Source organism: Marinobacter denitrificans (assembly GCF_008795955.1).
Classification (GTDB): domain Bacteria; phylum Pseudomonadota; class Gammaproteobacteria; order Pseudomonadales; family Oleiphilaceae; genus Marinobacter; species Marinobacter denitrificans.
Genome location: NZ_VMHN01000001.1, coordinates 69,805 through 86,758 on the forward strand (window position 1 = coordinate 69,805; position 16,954 = coordinate 86,758).

Consider the following 16,954-nt stretch of genomic DNA (forward strand, 5'->3'; position numbering starts at 1 on the left):
TTCCACGGGGCCTCCATCGTGTCTGCCTGCCGGCAACAGCCGGCGTTACAGAGCGGAGACTTCAGCCCATTCGTGGTCTGTCAGCATCTTGTCGAACTCGACCAGTATGATCAGCTCGCCGTTCTTGTTACACACACCCTGGATGAACTTGGCGCTTTCCTCGTTCCCCACATTGGGTGCAGTCTCGATTTCACTGGCTTTCAGGTACACCACCTCGGCCACGGAATCCACCAGAATACCCATCACCTGGTTGGACGACTCCATCACCACAATACGTGTTGCATCTGTTACTTCCGCATCCGCCAGCCCGAAGCGACGGCGGGTATCGATAACAGTGACCACGTTGCCCCGCAGGTTGATAATGCCCAGAACATAATCCGGAGCACCCGGAACCGGCGCGATTTCGGTGTACCGCAACACTTCCTGGATCTGCATGACATCAATGCCATAGGTTTCGTCATCCAGCCTGAAGGTTACGTACTGCAGTACCTGATCATCCTGGGCCTGATTTTTCTGTCCGCTGGGGGATGCCATAGCGTTGTGTCTCCTGTGGGCCGCCCCTGCGGGCAACCTGATCGTCAAAAAGTCATCATCAGTGCCCAATACTATAGTTAAGGGCACAAACCGTGCCAGTACTGCACGGTTTCATTCAGTAACGGGAGTTGTTTAACAGCTCCCTAGCTCAGATCAAGGTGTTGTTCGCGCTCGGCCCGCACCAGCAGGTCCGCCATGGTTTTAACATCAATCAGCGCGCACATGTGGTCAATAACCGTTCCCGCCAGCCAGGGCCGCTTGCTGCGGCCGGTCCGCCAGCGAACTTCGTCCGGTTTCAGGGTAAAGGACTGGGCCACGTCGTCGCAGGCCAACCCCCACTCGCTGCGATCGAGCCGGATAACGAAGCGGTAGTTATCCCTGGCATCCGCTGGCGCACGGCCAGCCATGATCCACTCTGCCGTGTCCACCACCCGAAGGTTATGGTCCCGGTCCGGACGCATCCCCATATACCAGCGGGGGCTGCCGGGAATCGGCTTCACCGGTTCCTCGATGCGGTGTATGGCCCCTAGCAGGACCAGAGGCACCGCCAGCTGCAGGCCGGCGACCGTAAAAATCAGGCATTCGAACGGCTTGTCGGACCACTCCGGACGGCCAGGTGGCTCCCATGCCGGGGGCGACGGAATGTCGGCGGTATTTTCCGTTTCTGGCTCAGGACTTTTAACGTCCGGAGTCTTATCCACCACCGGGGCCACAGGCTCCGGTTTTTCAATCTCCGCTGCCGGGGCCGACCTGGCCACAACAGGCGCTGGTCGCGGCGCCACCCGGGCACGCTCACGCACGACCGGTTTCGGTGGCTCCGGTTCCGGTTCATCCTGCCAGGCGGTATCCGTTGCCGTATGCAGCAATTCGTCCAGGTAGCTGGCAATGGCTGAGCCTGGATCAGCTACCTGTGTCAATTTCTTGTCAGGCATGCCGGCGCTCCGCCTTAGAGCCCGTCATTTCCTGCAAGTCGTTTAACAGTCGTACGTAGGCCCTTACCCCATGGGTCCCCTTATCCAGTGCAGACGGCGTTATGCCGGCCTGGCTGGCATCGCGGAATTTGGTATCCACCGGGATGGCAAAGCGCCAGAGCGAATCGGCATGGTTTTTCCGCAGCTGGTTAAGGCTCTTTACAGAGGCCTGGGTGCGCCGGTCAAACAGCGTTGGCACAATGGTGTAGGAAAGCTGGTTTTTCTGGGAGCGCATAATCATGGTGAGTGTGTGCAGCATGCGCTCCAGACCTTTTATCGCGAGGAATTCGGTCTGTACAGGGATAACCAGGTGCTGCGCGGCTGCCAGGGCATTCACCATCAGTACGCCCAGGGATGGCGTGTTATCCAGCAGGACATAATCGAAATCGTCCCACAACTGGGCCAGGGCGCGGGATATAATGAGCCCCATGCCCTCGACACCGATCATCCGCCGCTCAAGGGTCGCGAGCGCGGTGCTGGCCGGTAGAAGGGAGAGCCCCGGGCAACTGGTTTCGGTGATCAACTGGGCAGGCAAGCCTTCAGGTACCTTGCCCTGATGCTGGAACAGGTCGAACACGCTGTGGGCGATGGTGTCCGGATCATATCCGAACCAACTGGTCAGCGACCCATGGGGATCCAGATCCACGACCAGAACGCGTTTTCCGCTTTCCGCCAGCAGACCACCCAACGCCACAACAGATGTGGTTTTGCCCACACCGCCTTTTTGATTGGCAACTGCCCAGATTCGCACGCTGCATTCTCCAGAAAAATCGGCTCCGGAAACGCCGGAAACTATGAGGAGTTATCGGCCGTTATCCGCTCAACTTGAAGACAATTCGGCAAGGGTTTGCCGACTTTAAAGATGTAGGGGAGTTAATACAGATATTATGCCAACTTGCCTATAGGGACCTTCCGTCAGCCTCGGCCAGATGGATAACGGCAAAGCGCCTAGCGCATGGCGCCGCGGATACTGGCGTCCCGGGAAACAAGCAATACCACGCGGCGGTTGCGTCGCCTCCCCTCCTCGGTGTCGTTACGCGCAACGGGCTGGTATTCACCATAGCCAACGGCGGCCAGACGCTCTGATTCAACCCCTTCCATCGACAGCATACGCACGATGGCAGCGGCCCGGGCAGCTGAAAGCTCCCAGTTTGACGGGAAAGCACTGGTTCGGATTGGCAGGTTATCGGTAAAACCCTCCACCCGGATCGCGTTGTCGCGGTTGCGGAGCACACCGGCAATTTTTTCCACCACTTCAAATGCGTCGTAGTGGGGCTCTGCGTCGCCACTGCCAAACAGCAGGCTGTTACGAAGGCTAAGCTCCAGCCATTCATCACTGGTTTCCAGCGTTACCACGCCCTGGTTGATCAACTCGTCAAATTCCAGGGCGAGCTGGTCGGCCATGGCACGAAGTGCCTCCGTACGCCCCTGCTCGCTCATGGCAGGATTCTGTGGGGCTTCCGTCACCGGGGGGTCAATCACATCTTCAGCCGCCCGGGGTATGGCACGGCGTGGCTGGTCACCCACCTCAATGGGCTGGAAGGAGCGCTGTGGTGCGTTAAAAACTCCGGTCAGGGTTTCCGAGAGCACCTTGTACTTGCCCTCATTCACCGAGGACACGGAATACATCACCACAAAAAAGGCAAACAACAGCGTGATGAAATCAGCATAGGAGATCAGCCAGCGTTCCTTGTTGTGAAGGTCATCGTCCTGCCGTCTGCGACGTCTCACAGAAAGCCCCGTAGCCGCAGTTCGATGGATTTGGGATTCTCACCTTCAGCGATCGCAATGATGCCGTCGATCATCATATCTTCGTAACGGGTGCGCTCCCTGAGGATTCCCCGCAATTTGTTGGCCACCGGGAAGAACAAAAGGTTAGCCAGCGCCACACCATAGATGGTGGCAACAAAAGCAGTGGCAATACCGCTACCGAGAGACTGGGGGTCTTCAAGGTTGGTCATTACCTGGATCAGCCCCATCACGGCACCGATAATGCCGATGGTGGGCGAATAGCCGCCCATGGCCTCAAATACGCGGGCAGACTCCAGGTCACGCTGTTCCCGGGATTCCAGATCCACCTCCATGATACTGCGGATGGTTTCCGTTTCTGCGCCATCAACCAGCAGTTGCAGCCCCTTGCGGGCAAAACGTTCGGATTCTTTCTCCGCCAGTCCTTCGAGCCCCAGCAGCCCCTGCTTGCGGGCTTTCACACTCCAGTCGATGACTTTACCGATGCCATCTTCGAGGCTCACATAGGGCGGAAAAAACACCCACCGTGCCTGTGAACAGGCCCTCTTCAGCATTGGCCAGGAGGTCTGGAGAATGGTGGCGGCGAGTGTACCACCAATAACAATCAACGCTGCCGGGCCGTTGAACAGGGAACTGACTGCGCCACCTTCCAGAAGGTTCCCGCCAAGGATGGCCACAAACGCGAGAATAACGCCCAGCAGGCTGAGAATGTCCATCAGCTCACCCCTTCAACCAGGCGGGGACCGATGTCATCAAGTGCGAGGATCTCGTCTGGCAGGCCAGCCTTGGCCACCGCCATTGGCATGCCATAGATCACCGACGTTTTCTCATCCTGGGACCAGATATCCGAGCCACTCTGCTTCATCAGCCGGCAGCCTTCCTTGCCATCCGCTCCCATGCCGGTAAGGATCACGCCCAGGGTCTTGCCGGGAAAGCTCCTTGCCAACGAACCGAAGGTAACGTCCACACAAGGCTTATAGTTAAGGCGGTCATCACCGGGCAGTATGCGTATCCTTCCCTGGCCGCCCCGGTTTTCAATCATCATCTGTTTGCCCCCGGGCGCCAGCAGGGCCAGGCCCGGTTTGAGCATGTCGCCATCAGCAGCCTGGCGCACCTCGATCTGACAGAGCTTGTTCAGCCGTTCAGCGAACGCGGGAGTAAAACTTGCGGGCATATGCTGAACCAGCACCAGGGGTGCAGGGAATCCTGCTGGTAGCGCTGTCAGCACACGCTGAAGCGCGACCGGGCCGCCGGTTGAGGTGCCAATGGCAACCACACTGTAGTGCTTGGCGGCCCCACGGCGGGAACTGTGTCGGGTCGTCGGTGGCGCCTCCGGGGCCGGCCTGGGGATATCGCGCCCGGGACGGGGGCTGGCAGGTGTTGCACGTTTTTCCGGGGCTGGACGCGTTACCGGAGCGGCAACAGGCGAAGGAGCAGGTTTCGCTCCCGGCCGGCTGCCAGCCACATCCATTATGCGATCGATCAGAATCTTCTGGAGTTGGCTGGAGTCTCTGGCAATTTCCTCGAAATTCTTGGGCAGGAAATCCACAGCGCCGGCTTCAAGAGCATCCAGGGTAACCCGGGCGCCTTCGTAGGTCAGAGACGAAAACATCAGCACCGGAACGGGATGCCGTTTCATGATCTCACGAACGGCACTGATACCATCCATCACCGGCATTTCGTAATCCATGGTGATGACATCAGGGCGCAGCTTTTCAGCAAGCTCCACACCCTCACGGCCGTTTGTGGCAGCGCCCACCACCTTGATCTGACCGGACGCGGTCAGGATTTCCGTCAGTCGCTTGCGGAAGAAACCTGAATCATCAACGACCAGGACAGAAACCGTCATCCATTTCTCCTAAACCCGGGCCCGCTGCTGATCCACAACTGAAAATCTGTCAGCCGTAATTCTGCAGCAGGCTTGGAACGTCAATTATGAGTGCAATACGGCCGTCACCGGTGATCGTTGCTCCCGCCATGCCCGGTGTCCCCTGAAGGGCGCGACCGAGCGGTTTGATCACCACCTCTTCCTGGCCAACAAGCTGGTCCACCACAAAGCCAACCCGGCGGGTGCCCATGGCGACAATCACCACATGGGCATTCTCGGGCTCCGGGTCTCCTGCCGCGCCTTTTACCAGCCACCGTTTGATATGGAACAATGGGAAGACCTTGTCGCGAACCACAATACATTCACGGCCGTCAACGATGTTCTTTTTGCTCAGATCCAGGTGGAAAATCTCTACCACGTTCACCAGGGGTAAGGCGAAGGACTGATCCCCCAGCATGATCATCAGGGTCGGCATGATAGCCAGCGTCAGCGGCACCTTGATAACAATGCGTGAGCCTTTACCCAGTTCCGACTCGACACTCAGCTGGCCATTGAGCTGCCCGATCTTGGTCTTGACCACGTCCATGCCAACGCCACGGCCCGACACGTCGGAAATCTGGTCCTTGGTGGAAAAGCCCGCAGCAAAAATCAGGTTATAACATTCGGTATTGGTCAGGCGGTCAGCGGCATCCTGCTCATAGATGCCCTTTTCCACTGCTTTGCGGCGCAGCACGTCGGGGTCCATACCTGCGCCGTCATCCTCAATAGACAGGAGGATATGGTCACCTTCCTGCTCCGCAGAGAGGGTCACCGTTCCATGGCGGGGCTTGCCCGCTTTTTCCCGGATATCGGGTGCTTCAATACCGTGGTCAACCGAGTTGCGCACCAGATGCACCAGCGGATCGGACAACGCCTCAACGAGATTCTTGTCCAGATCCGTATCTTCGCCGTGCATCTCAAGATTGATCTCCTTTTTGAGATTCCGCGCCAGGTCACGTACCACCCGGGGGAAACGGCCAAATACCTTCTTGATGGGCTGCATTCGCGTTGCCATAACGGCGGACTGAAGGTCCGTGGTAACAACATCAAGATTGGAGACAGCCTTGTGCATGTGCTCATCTTCACTCTGCGCCCCGAGGCGCTGAAGCCGGTTGCGCACCAGCACCAGCTCTCCCACCATGTTCATGATGTCATCAAGTCGCTTGGTGTCGACACGCACTGAAGTTTCAGCCACAGGTGCATTCGCATCCCGGGATGGCATCGCAGGCGCGGCCGAGGCGGCACCTCCGCTGGCCTCGGCTTGCCGCTTATCAGGCTTACGGGCCGGTTCGGCAGGCTTGTCGGCGCCGGAACCCGCCGGGTTGCTGTCGGACGGCGCCGAAGACGCGTTCGACGTCTCAGCGGTGGGACTCCCCCCCTTGCCATGCAGGTCGTCCAGCAGCTTTTCAAACTCATCGTCTGAAATGAGATCGTCAGTGCTCTTACTGCCGGTGTCGTCAGAGGTTTCCGCCTTCTGCTCGTCAGCCTTGCCCGTCTCTGGCGGGCCGGCGAACTGACCCTTGCCATGTAGCTGATCCAACAGCGCCTCAAATTCATCATCGGAGATTTCGTCGTCGCCAGTGCTGTTGTCACCGCCGGCAGATTGGCTTTGGCTACCTTCGCCTGGGGACGCAGGGGCGCTCTTCTTCTCGTCTTCGAGGGCATCCAGCAGTTGTTCGAATTCGTCGTCGGTGATATCGCCGCTGTCTTCGTTCGAGCCGGCATCAGCCGTTGCGTCCGCATCGCGAGCCGCTGCAGGCGCTGCCGGGGCTTCCCCCGCAGGTTGTGCCAGGGCATCAAGGGCAGCAATCAGTTCGTCAGGAGCAGGTGTCAGTTCTTCGTGGTGACGAACCTGTTCGAACATCGCGTTGACATGGTCCAGCGTCTCCAGCACCACGTCCATCAGTTCCGAGTCAACCTTACGCTTGTGATTGCGCAGAATATCAAACACGTTCTCCGCGGAATGACAGCAGCGGACCAGCGGGTCCAGCTGAAGAAAACCTGCACCGCCTTTTACAGTGTGGAACCCACGGAAAATGGCGTTGAGCAGATCACTGTCGTCAGGATGTTGCTCAAGGTCGACAAGCTGCTCAGACAACTTTTCGAGTATCTCGCCTGCTTCAACAAGGAAGTCCTGCAGGATCTCTTCATCGGCATCAAACGCCATGGGTTACCCTCTTTTCCTCAGAAACCGAGACTGGACAGAAGATCATCAACATCGTCCTGGCCCGATACAACATCTTCGCGCTCTTCGGCTTTTATCTGCGGGCCGACACCCTGCTCCGCCGATACTTTCTCTTTTTCTTCCAGTTCGTGCACGGTGCCCGTCATCTGGTCCACATGGCTGGCCATAACCACGAGGCTAAGCAGGTGCTCTTCTACCTCTTTGACCAGTGTGGTGACCTTCTGGATGACCTGGCCGGTCAGGTCCTGAAAATCCTGCGCCAGCAATATTTCCGACAGGTTCTCGTACATGGCGCTGGCATCGGAATTGAGGCTGACAAAAAACGTATCTATCCGGGCATAGAGCTCGCGGAATTCTGCCGGCGCCATCTCACGGCGGCGCAACCTCTGCCACTCGTCCCTCAGTTCCGCCGCTTCATCACGAATGGCGCTGGCCCGGGGCATGGCCTCTTCTACCAGGTCCATGGTGCGGTTCGCCGCCTTTCCAGTCATCTGCACAACGTATTCCAGGCGGTCCGATGCGTCGGTCATTTTCGACAGCGCCTCGGACTGTTCGGCATTACGCGGATCAATCTGGAAATTGCGGATTGCCTCATGGAGGCTGCGGGTCAGCCGGCCTACCTCGCGGTACAGGCTCTGATCGCGAACCTCACTGAGTTCATTGATCAGGGTCATGGCGCGGCCGTACTCTCCGGCATTTACCTGCTCAACCAGTTCAGCAGCCTGGCTGCGAAGTTTTTCCGTAATCTCCGGGTCGAGGCCCTGTTGGTTCTTGTCACTTTCGCTCATGGGAGCCCGTCCGACCTCTGATTACTGGATTCGCTCGAAGATTTTCTCAATCTTCTCCTTGAGGACCGCTGCGGTGAACGGCTTGACTACATAGCCATTCACCCCGGCCTGAGCCGCCGCTACAATCTGATCCCGTTTGGCTTCCGCAGTTACCATGAGCACCGGCAAAGTCTTGAGGTTCTCATCGGCCCTGACGTTCTTGAGAAGGTCCAGCCCGGACATACCCGGCATGTTCCAGTCAGTAACCAGAAAATCGTACTTACCACTTCGCAGCATTGGCAGTGCAGTATTGCCATCGTCCGCTTCATCGGTATTGGTAAAACCAAGATCTCGAAGCAGGTTCTTGATGATCCGTCGCATGGTGGAGAAATCATCCACGATCAGGATTTTCATGTTCTTGTCCAATGGGACCTCCAGTATAAAACGCCCGGAATTCGTTTTTGGCCTCCGGCTTTCAGTCCGGCAAGCCGGCAGATTTACCGCTTATTGTGTTGCCTTTGGCACGGTTGTAAAGCGCCGGTTACCAAAAGGCTACAGTAAAGAATGCTTTGCAACGCTGCACAACGACTGCGACGTGACGGAGCTTACTGCTTCCAGTCCGAGAGCCGACCCCGCAACCTGAGCGCCGCCTGGCTGTGAATCTGGCTCACCCGGCTCTCGCTCACACCTAGTACTGCGCCAATTTCCTTCAGGTTCAGCTCTTCCTGGTAATACAGACTCAGCACCAGTTTTTCGCGTTCCGGCAGGTCGCCAATCGCCGTGGCCAGGTTCTTCCGGAAGTTGTCCGACGACAGACCGTCGAGCGGATTATCACTGGCCTCTGTTTCTTCTATCGGCAGGTCTCCCGATTCATTGAGCTCATCGAGACTAAAAAGTCGGCCACTGTTGGCATCGCTCAGTGCGGAGTGATATTCATCAAGGCTCTGGCCGAGCTCTTCGGCAACTTCCCAGTCCAGCGCTTCGCGGCCCAGACGGTCCTCAACGGCTTTGATGGCCTTGGCAATACGGCGGGAGTTTCTGTGGACGGAGCGGGGAACCCAGTCGCCCTTGCGGATCTCATCCACCATGGCCCCGCGGATGCGAATACCCGCATAGGTCTCGAAGGTAGCCCCTTTGGTGGAGCTGTATCGCTGGGCCGCTTCCAGCAGGCCGATCATACCGGCCTGCATGAGGTCCTCCAACTGGACCGAGGCCGGCAACCGGGCCATGAGATGCAGTGCTATTTTTTTGACCAGCGGCGCCTGCTCCTCCACAAGTTGCGAGGGGCCCTGCATGCCGGTCCGGTGGTAGATTCCAAGTTCTTTCGCCAATGTCATGTATCCGGCTTTTCGGTGACAGGATCAAATTCAGACTTCGACGAGCCGCTCCACGAAGAATTCCAGGTGCCCGCGTGGCGATTGCGGCAACGGCCAGCTGTCGACCTTTTCCGCCAGGCTCTTGATAGCAAGTGATGCCTTGGCCCGGGGATAGGCGTCCAGCACAGCGCGCTGACGCTGAACCGCCTTTTTCACGGCCTCGTCGTAAGGCACTATACCAACATATTGTAGTGCCACATCCAGAAACCGCTCGGTCACTCTGGTGAGTTTTTCAAAAAGATGGCGACCTTCCTGCTCATTACGCACCTGGTTTGCCAGTATGCGGAAACGGTTGGTGCCGTAATCCCGGTTCATTAATTTGATCAGGGCGTAAGCGTCAGTGATGGAAGTGGGCTCGTCGCACACAACCAGCAACAGTTCCTGGGAGGCCCGGAGGAAGCTGACCACGGAATCGGAAATACCGGCTGCGGTATCCACAATCAGAACATCGATCTGGTCGCCCAGTTCACTAAAGGCGTTGATCAGCCCCGCGTGTTCAAGGGAGGACAGCTGGGTCATCCGCTGGGTGCCGGAGGAGGCCGGCACAATCTTGATGCCACCCGGGCCGCTGACCAGCACATCACGCAGATCGCACTCCCCGGTGATGACATCCTGGATATTACGGTTGGCGGTAATACCCAGCAATACATCGATATTGCCAAGGCCAAGATCGGCATCAAGAAGCACCACCCGCCGCCCTTTTTGTGAAAGGGCAATGCCAAGGTTTACCGCAACGTTACTTTTACCAACGCCACCCTTCCCGCCGGAAATCGCAATCACCTGTACCGGATGTGGTTTGCTCATACTGATTCTGGTCTCTTGCCACGTTTAACCGCAGGCTGTGTTGTTATTAAACAGCGACTGCCTCTTGCTGCTGGAGTTTTCTAAGCCTCTCCACGGCCAGCCGCACCAACGGAACGGGCTCGGCGTGGTGCAGGTCTTCCGGGATCTTCTGGCCGTCGGTGTAATAGGCCACCGGCAACCCTGTCTCCATGACAAATCCCAGCGATTCTCCCAGAGTCAGTGCTTCATCGATTTTGGTCATCACACAACCCGTCAGATTTGCCATCTTATAGCAATGCCAGACGGATTTCATGATGCGCGGTTGACTCGTTGCGGAAACCACCAGATGGGTACAAATCTGGTGATGGCTGCGTGCCAACTCCGTGAGTTGCTCCTCGTAGCCTTTGTCGCTGCTGGTAAGACCCGCAGTATCAATCAGCACAAGGTGCCGGTCTGATAATTCATCCAGAATATCGTCCAGGGAATGGCTCTCATCCACCACTCTCACCGGTACATTCAGAATGCGCCCGAAGACGAACAATTGCTCATGGGCAGCCACCCGATAGCGATCCGTGGTCACCAGCGCCAGGGAGTCGGCGCCATGACGAAGTACATAATGGGCTGCGAGCTTGCCGATGGTGGTGGTCTTGCCTGACCCGGTTGGCCCTACCAGGGCGTAGACGCCGCCCTCTTCCGACCACTCGGTACGGGCAGTTTTTACACCGGCCGCCAGCATCTTCAGCGACTGCTTCCAACCGTCCTCCAGGCGTCCGGCACGATGACGACGGGACAATGAGCCGGCAAGCTCATGGCCCAGGCCGAATTCCTGCAGCCGTTCCGCCAGGCGTTGCTGCACGGCATTTACCGCTGTTTTCTCAGGCTCGGGGCTACGGCTGGCACTGACCAGATCCCGGAGAGAACTGATCTCTGCTCGCATCTGGGCCAGCTCGCCGGAATACCCGGAATTCGCACTGACGGGCTCTTCCGGTGTGATGTCGCTGCTGCCAAAGGCGTTGGCCCCCAGGCTGGTAAAACCCTGGTCCGAGACATTATTCCGACCGCCCTGGGCAGAGCGCTTTTCTCTGACTTCGCGGATTCGCTCCCGCGAACGGCCAAGTTCATCCTCCAGGCGGCGGTGCTGTTCCGCCTGAAGCTCGGCCAGCCGTGAGCCGTTGGTCGCTTCGCGCGCGGCATCACCCAGCCGTTGGCGCGCCATATTTTCGTCATAGTCCAGCGCTGTCACTATTTCGACACCACCATCCACACGGCGATTGGACAGAATCACCGCCTCGGGCCCCATCTGGTCACGTACCTGGCGCAGCGCTTCTGCCATGCTCTGGGCAAAAAACCGTTTTACTTTCATGATGACTCTTCCTCCCCGGTCAGCGCTTTGTGGCGCCTTCCGCCTTGCCGTCCGCGGCCGTTACTGGCCTACGGATGCCACAATGGTGATCTGTTTGTTATCCGGAATTTCCTGGTAGGACAACACGTGCAGTCGCTCTACCCCAAAACTTGCGAACTTTGCCAGTACCGGCCGCAGGGGCCCGGAGACCAGCAGTATTGCCGGCTTGCCCAGCATTTCCTGGCGCTGGACACTGTCCTGGAGCGAGCGCTGGAGTTTCTCGACCATATTCGGCTCCAGTACCAGCCCGATGTCTTCCTGACCGCCGGATTGTTGACTCTGTTGCATAGACTTTAGCAATAACTGTTCCAGGTCTGGGTCCAGGGTAATTACCGGGATTTCCGAGTCGTTGCCACAAATGCTCTGAACGATCATCCGTCGCAGCGATTGACGGGCAACCGTGGTCAGCAGTTTCGGGTCCTGGCTCTTCGGATGCACGTTGACAATAGCCTCGGCAATGGACCGCATATCACGTACCGGCACTTCTTCTTTCAGCAGGTTCTGCAACACCTTCAGCAACAGACTGATGGAAACAGTCGTGGGGACCAGCTCTTCCGCCAGCTTCGGCGAAACCTTTTCCAACTGATCCAGCCATTTCTGAACCTCCTCATGGCCCAGTAGCTCATGGGCATGCTTCTGCAGGATCTGGTTCAGGTGTGTGGCCACGACGGTGCTGGCATCTACAACGGTATAGCCCAGTGTCTGCGCTTGATCTTTCTTGTCCGGCTCAATCCAGCTGGCATCGAGCCCGAAGGCGGGATCCTTGCCTGCAATACCTTCAATCTTGCCAAACACCTGGCCGGGATCGATGGCAAGCTCACGGTCCGGATGGATTTCGGCCTCGGCGATGGTCACGCCCATCAGGGTAATGCGGTAAACGTTCGGCATCAGGTCGAGGTTGTCGCGAATGTGAACCGACGGCATCAGGAACCCCAGATCCTGGGAAAGCTTCTTGCGCACCCCCTTGATCCGGCTCAGCAGCTGGCCACCCTGGGACTTGTCCACCAGGGGAATCAGACGATAGCCGACTTCCAGGCCAACGATATCCACCGTGGCCACGTCATCCCAGCCCAGCTCACGGGTCTCACCCGGCGCAGGAAGCTGGGCACCCTGGTCCCCACCATCACCACCGGACGGAATATCCCGGCCGGCCGGCCTTGCGCCGCCGCCTCTGGCCGGAAACACGCCCTCCTCTTCAACAGTCTGGCGCTCTTCCTTCCAGATGTACCAGGCAATGGCACCTGAGATGGCACCAAGACCCAGGAAGGCTACGTGGGGCATGCCCGGAATCAGGCCGAGAATGATGAGGATAACGGCCGCAATGGCCAGAGCCTTGGGCGCGTTAAACATCTGCTGCAGGATCTGCCCACCCATATCCTGGCTTGACGTCACCCGCGTCACCATGATGGCAGCAGAGGTAGACAGCAGCAGCGAGGGAATCTGGGCGACCAGGCCGTCACCAATGGTCAGCAGCGCGTAGTTCTGGGTGGCGGTGCCGAAATCCAATCCGTGCTGGAGCATACCAATGGCAATACCACCGATCAGGTTGATCGCCAGTATCAACAGGCCGGCCACGGCATCGCCCTTGACGAATTTGCTGGCACCGTCCATGGAACCGTAGAAGTCCGCTTCCTGGGCAATCTCGGAACGCCGGTGCTTGGCCTCATCCTGGTTAATCAGGCCTGCGTTGAGGTCTGCGTCGATGGCCATCTGTTTGCCTGGCATGGCATCCAGAGTGAAGCGCGCACTGACTTCGGAAACCCGGCCAGCGCCTTTGGTGACAACCAGAAAGTTGATAATCATGAGAATGGCAAACACCACCAGGCCGACCGCGTAGTTACCGCCGATCAGTACCGCACCGAAGGATTCGATGACCTTACCCGCAGCATCCCCGCCTTCGTGGCCGTTGAGCAGTACGATCCGGGTGGAGGCAACATTAAGCGCCAGGCGCAGCAGCGTGGCCACCAGCAACACCGTGGGAAAGGAGGCAAACTCCATGGGACGCAGGGCGTAGACGCACACCAGAAGAATCACGATGGAAAGCGTGATGTTGAACGTAAAAAACACGTCCAGCATGAACGCCGGCATGGGCAGTATCATCATACCCAGCAGCCCCATCAGCATGATGGGGACGCCCAGATTACCCCGCGTCAGGGATTTGACATTATTGAGGACTAACGCTCGGTCCATGCCGGAAAACTCTCCGATAAGCGGTTAACCGCGGTTATTCGCGGGTGGTTTTTTTGACGCCTGCGCATCGATAGGGAGGGTATTCGCAAGATCCGTACCAGCCCTCAGGTTTTTTCTGCCAGCCATGCCTGACGGACCTGTCGATATACGGTATCCTTGCGCCATTTGCCGGCGTTTGCGCCGCGCGACAGACCGCATTCAGACACAGACAGAACACAAATAAAGGTGAGCCCATGCCAATCCACGAGGTGAAACACCCGCTGATCCGCCACAAACTTGGCCTGATGCGCCGCGCCGACATCAGCACCAAGAATTTCCGGGAACTGGCCCAGGAAGTGGGGGCCCTGCTGACCTACGAGGCCACCAAGGATTTCTCCCTGCAGAAAAAGACCATCGAGGGTTGGGCTGGACCGGTGGAGATCGAACAGATCCAGGGTAAGAAGATTACCGTCGTTCCAATTCTACGCGCCGGCATGGGCATGCTGGACGGCGTACTGACCCTGATCCCCGGTGCCCGGGTAAGTGTTGTCGGCCAGGTGAGAAACGAAGAAACTCTCGAAGCCAGCACCTACCTCGAAAAACTGGTGGGCGAACTGGACCAGCGTATGGCAATGATTGTAGATCCGATGCTGGCCACAGGCGGCTCAATGATTTCCACCATCGACCTGCTAAAGAAAGCAGGCAGTCACGAAATTCGCGCCCTGGTTCTGGTGGCCGCACCGGAAGGCATCGAGAAAGTGCTGGAAAAGCACCCGGATGTCTCCATCTACACAGCATCCATTGATGACAGGCTGAACGAGAAAGGCTATATCCTTCCCGGCCTGGGCGATGCCGGCGACAAGATTTTCGGCACCAAGCAGAAGGACGTTTGATCATGCAGGACCACCTGAACGACCCGGTATGGAAACAGGCCCTTGCCGGCTCGCAGATGTTACTGGTGGCCTTCGGCGCACTGGTGCTGATGCCGCTGATCACCGGCCTGGACCCGAACGTTGCACTTTTCACCGCCGGCATCGGCACCCTGATTTTCCATATCGTCACTGGTGGCCAGATTCCAATCTTTCTGGCATCTTCCTTCGCCTTTATCGCGCCGATCATTGCCGCCAAGGGCCGCTTTGGCCTTGAAGAAACCCTGGGCGGCCTGATGGCTGCGGGTATTCTCTATATTGTTCTCAGTGGCGCTGTGCGCCTGCGTGGCACCGGGTTCATTACCCGCCTACTGCCCCCGGTGGTCATTGGCCCGGTAATCATGGTGATTGGTCTTGGCCTGGCCCCGGTCGCCGTTCATATGGCCTCCGGTCGCACGGGTGACGGCGCACAGCAACTGGTGCCCTATGATACTGCCATCTGGATAGCGATGATCTCCCTGACCGTGACGGTCATCATGGCGGTCTGGTCCAGTGGCATATTCCGGCTGATTCCGATCATGTTTGGCATTATTGTCGGTTACATTCTTTCTGCCATTGCCGGCATTGTGGACCTCTCCCCTATCACCGAAGCGCCCTGGTTGGCTGTCCCCAATTTTGTGGCGCCGGAGTTCAGCTGGGCAGCTATCCTGTTCATGATTCCGGTTGCCATAGCACCGGCGATTGAACACATCGGCGACATCCTCGCCATCGGCACGGTTACCCGCAAAAACTACCTCGAAAAACCCGGCCTGCACCGCACCCTGCTGGGTGATGGCCTGGCCACCAGCGCAGCCTCTGCCCTTGGCGGCCCACCCAACACCACCTATTCCGAAGTGACCGGCGCCGTGGTGTTGACCAAAAACTTCAACCCGAAAGTAATGATCTGGGCCGCCTGCATCGCCATCGTACTGGCCTTCGTGGGCAAATTCGGTGCTGCCCTGCAGACCATACCGGCCCCGGTTATGGGCGGTATCCTGTGTCTGCTGTTCGGCTCGATTGCGGTGGTTGGCCTGAACACTCTCATCCGCCACCAGGTGGATCTGTCACAGGCCCGCAACCTGGTTATAGTGGCCATCACCCTGGTGTTCGGTATCGGCGGTATGGCCATCGGCAATATAGAAGGCATCGCCCTGTGCGCAGTGGTGGCCATTGCACTGAACCTGGTCCTTCCGGGTAGCGGTGAGGCCTGGGGTAAAAAGATCCATGAACACGACACCCTCTGACACCCGTTCTGGCAAAGACAGCTCGGGCATCAGCTTTACCGCCCTCTACACCGGTGCCGTCTGGCACCGGCACGGGCTCTCGAACGACTTACTCGCCACCGACCAGGGCCGCTGGCTCTACCACCTGATGACGCCGTTTGAGGCCGGCAGCAAGGCCCTCATCGGCGGCAACATCCGCACTTTCCTGCTCCAACGCCACCTGATCATCGACCACCTGATCGAGCAGGCTCTTAACCGCGGCGTCACCCAGGTGCTGGAAATCGCCTGCGGCATGTCCCCCAGGGGTATCCGATTGCATGACAAGCACCCCCTGCTCCATATGGTGGAAGCCGACCTCCCCGATATGGCCACCCGTAAGGCGGCAAGCTTGCTGGTAGCCGGTCGCCTGGGTGATAACCACCAGGTCATTCCCATCGATATTCTGGCAGAATCCGGTGAGCAGTCCCTGGAGGTGGTCGTTAAGAGGGCTTTCGACAACAACAAACCCATGGTTGTCGTCACCGAAGGCCTGACCAGTTACTTTTCACTGCCGGTCATTACAGAGTTCTGGAGACGCCTGGCCAGGGTAATGCAGCAGCGCCCGGGCTCGGTGTACCTGTCCGAAAGCTACTTGATGCCAGAACACCCGCTGCTCCGGGGAACACTGAAGTCCCTTGGCGGGCTGCTGGGAGCGGTTACACGGAGCGATGTCAGTTTTCATTTCCTGAATGACCAGCAGGCTGCTGAGCAATTTACTACCTGCGGGTTTCCTTCCGTAGCAGTCCACAATCCTGTTGACTTTTACGGTCGCCTTCCGATTCCAGAAAGCCGGAATGATCCCATGGTTCGGGTTATTGAGGTTTGGTCCTAGCCCTCTTCCAGCCTGGATGTTTGCGGTGTGAGCCGGGCGGGAGGCCGAAAGTGGTTCATCGGGTGGGCTTTCCAAAACTGTGCGGAGCCATGGATGGCGGAGCTCAAGCGCCACATGGATGTGCTTGAGCGTGTTTTGGAAAGCCCACC

At 58.0% G+C, this 16,954-nt stretch carries 16 protein-coding genes; 3 read left to right on the forward strand and 13 right to left on the reverse strand.

What is annotated here, in order from left to right:
* Positions 1–45: 45 nt before the first annotated feature.
* From FO268_RS00315 to flhA, 13 genes are all read right to left on the reverse strand, one after another.
* Positions 46–534: a chemotaxis protein CheW gene (locus FO268_RS00315; RefSeq protein ID WP_150987924.1), complete on the reverse strand. Its 489-nt coding sequence runs from the start codon at positions 532–534 to the stop codon at positions 46–48.
* Positions 535–677: 143 nt separating this feature from the next.
* On the reverse strand, positions 678–1,466 hold the full coding sequence (locus tag FO268_RS00320; RefSeq protein WP_150987929.1) for a chemotaxis protein CheW: 789 nt from the start codon (positions 1,464–1,466) through the stop codon (positions 678–680).
* Positions 1,459–2,256, reverse strand: coding sequence for a ParA family protein (locus FO268_RS00325; RefSeq protein ID WP_150987932.1), 798 nt, complete (start codon positions 2,254–2,256; stop codon positions 1,459–1,461). Before FO268_RS00325 ends, FO268_RS00320 begins: the two co-directional genes overlap by 8 nt.
* Before the next feature lie 197 nt (positions 2,257–2,453).
* Entirely contained in the window at positions 2,454–3,236 is a 783-nt protein-coding gene (gene motD, locus FO268_RS00330; protein ID WP_150987935.1) for a flagellar motor protein MotD, read from the reverse strand.
* A complete protein-coding gene (locus FO268_RS00335) occupies positions 3,233–3,970 on the reverse strand; it encodes a flagellar motor protein (protein WP_150987938.1) in 738 nt (245 codons plus the stop codon). Before FO268_RS00335 ends, motD begins: the two co-directional genes overlap by 4 nt.
* Positions 3,970–5,103, reverse strand: coding sequence for a protein-glutamate methylesterase/protein-glutamine glutaminase (locus FO268_RS00340; protein ID WP_150987940.1), 1,134 nt, complete (start codon positions 5,101–5,103; stop codon positions 3,970–3,972). Before FO268_RS00340 ends, FO268_RS00335 begins: the two co-directional genes overlap by 1 nt.
* Before the next feature lie 49 nt (positions 5,104–5,152).
* Entirely contained in the window at positions 5,153–7,288 is a 2,136-nt protein-coding gene (locus FO268_RS00345; protein WP_150987943.1) for a chemotaxis protein CheA, read from the reverse strand.
* A 17-nt stretch (positions 7,289–7,305) separates the two neighbouring features.
* Positions 7,306–8,094, reverse strand: coding sequence for a protein phosphatase CheZ (locus tag FO268_RS00350; protein WP_150987945.1), 789 nt, complete (start codon positions 8,092–8,094; stop codon positions 7,306–7,308).
* 21 nt (positions 8,095–8,115) lie between these two features.
* Positions 8,116–8,499, reverse strand: coding sequence for a chemotaxis response regulator CheY (gene cheY, locus FO268_RS00355; protein WP_150987947.1), 384 nt, complete (start codon positions 8,497–8,499; stop codon positions 8,116–8,118).
* 179 nt (positions 8,500–8,678) lie between these two features.
* Positions 8,679–9,410 carry an RNA polymerase sigma factor FliA gene (locus tag FO268_RS00360; RefSeq protein WP_150987950.1) on the reverse strand — a complete coding sequence of 244 codons (732 nt, stop codon included), beginning with the start codon at positions 9,408–9,410 and terminating at the stop codon, positions 8,679–8,681.
* Between the two features lie 30 nt (positions 9,411–9,440).
* A complete protein-coding gene (locus FO268_RS00365) occupies positions 9,441–10,253 on the reverse strand; it encodes a MinD/ParA family protein (RefSeq protein ID WP_150987953.1) in 813 nt (270 codons plus the stop codon).
* 46 nt (positions 10,254–10,299) lie between these two features.
* Positions 10,300–11,595: a flagellar biosynthesis protein FlhF gene (flhF, locus tag FO268_RS00370; RefSeq protein WP_150987956.1), complete on the reverse strand. Its 1,296-nt coding sequence runs from the start codon at positions 11,593–11,595 to the stop codon at positions 10,300–10,302.
* A gap of 60 nt (positions 11,596–11,655) precedes the next feature.
* On the reverse strand, positions 11,656–13,824 hold the full coding sequence (gene flhA / locus FO268_RS00375) for a flagellar biosynthesis protein FlhA (RefSeq protein ID WP_150987959.1): 2,169 nt from the start codon (positions 13,822–13,824) through the stop codon (positions 11,656–11,658).
* Positions 13,825–14,057: 233 nt separating this feature from the next.
* Between flhA and upp the strand changes: the two genes are divergently transcribed.
* The 3 genes from upp to FO268_RS00390 are packed head-to-tail and all read left to right on the forward strand — an operon-like array spanning position 14,058 to position 16,805.
* On the forward strand, positions 14,058–14,696 hold the full coding sequence (gene upp / locus FO268_RS00380) for a uracil phosphoribosyltransferase (protein ID WP_150987962.1): 639 nt from the start codon (positions 14,058–14,060) through the stop codon (positions 14,694–14,696).
* A gap of 2 nt (positions 14,697–14,698) precedes the next feature.
* Entirely contained in the window at positions 14,699–15,955 is a 1,257-nt protein-coding gene (locus tag FO268_RS00385; protein WP_150987965.1) for a uracil-xanthine permease family protein, read from the forward strand.
* Positions 15,936–16,805, forward strand: a complete 870-nt coding sequence (locus tag FO268_RS00390) for a class I SAM-dependent methyltransferase (RefSeq protein WP_150987968.1) — start codon at positions 15,936–15,938, stop codon at positions 16,803–16,805. Before FO268_RS00385 ends, FO268_RS00390 begins: the two co-directional genes overlap by 20 nt.
* The last annotated feature ends 149 nt before the right edge of the window (positions 16,806–16,954 follow it).

Coding starts and splice junctions, on each gene's coding strand:
- upp (WP_150987962.1), top strand. CDS start 14,058: ATGCCAATCCACGAGGTGAAACACCCGCTGATCCGCCACAAACTTGGC.
- FO268_RS00350 (WP_150987945.1), bottom strand. CDS start 8,094: ATGAGCGAAAGTGACAAGAACCAACAGGGCCTCGACCCGGAGATTACG.
- FO268_RS00365 (WP_150987953.1), bottom strand. CDS start 10,253: ATGAGCAAACCACATCCGGTACAGGTGATTGCGATTTCCGGCGGGAAG.
- flhA (WP_150987959.1), bottom strand. CDS start 13,824: ATGGACCGAGCGTTAGTCCTCAATAATGTCAAATCCCTGACGCGGGGT.
- FO268_RS00385 (WP_150987965.1), top strand. CDS start 14,699: ATGCAGGACCACCTGAACGACCCGGTATGGAAACAGGCCCTTGCCGGC.
- FO268_RS00315 (WP_150987924.1), bottom strand. CDS start 534: ATGGCATCCCCCAGCGGACAGAAAAATCAGGCCCAGGATGATCAGGTA.
- FO268_RS00390 (WP_150987968.1), top strand. CDS start 15,936: ATGAACACGACACCCTCTGACACCCGTTCTGGCAAAGACAGCTCGGGC.
- flhF (WP_150987956.1), bottom strand. CDS start 11,595: ATGAAAGTAAAACGGTTTTTTGCCCAGAGCATGGCAGAAGCGCTGCGC.
- FO268_RS00360 (WP_150987950.1), bottom strand. CDS start 9,410: ATGACATTGGCGAAAGAACTTGGAATCTACCACCGGACCGGCATGCAG.
- FO268_RS00320 (WP_150987929.1), bottom strand. CDS start 1,466: ATGCCTGACAAGAAATTGACACAGGTAGCTGATCCAGGCTCAGCCATT.
- FO268_RS00335 (WP_150987938.1), bottom strand. CDS start 3,970: ATGGACATTCTCAGCCTGCTGGGCGTTATTCTCGCGTTTGTGGCCATC.
- FO268_RS00340 (WP_150987940.1), bottom strand. CDS start 5,103: ATGACGGTTTCTGTCCTGGTCGTTGATGATTCAGGTTTCTTCCGCAAG.
- FO268_RS00345 (WP_150987943.1), bottom strand. CDS start 7,288: ATGGCGTTTGATGCCGATGAAGAGATCCTGCAGGACTTCCTTGTTGAA.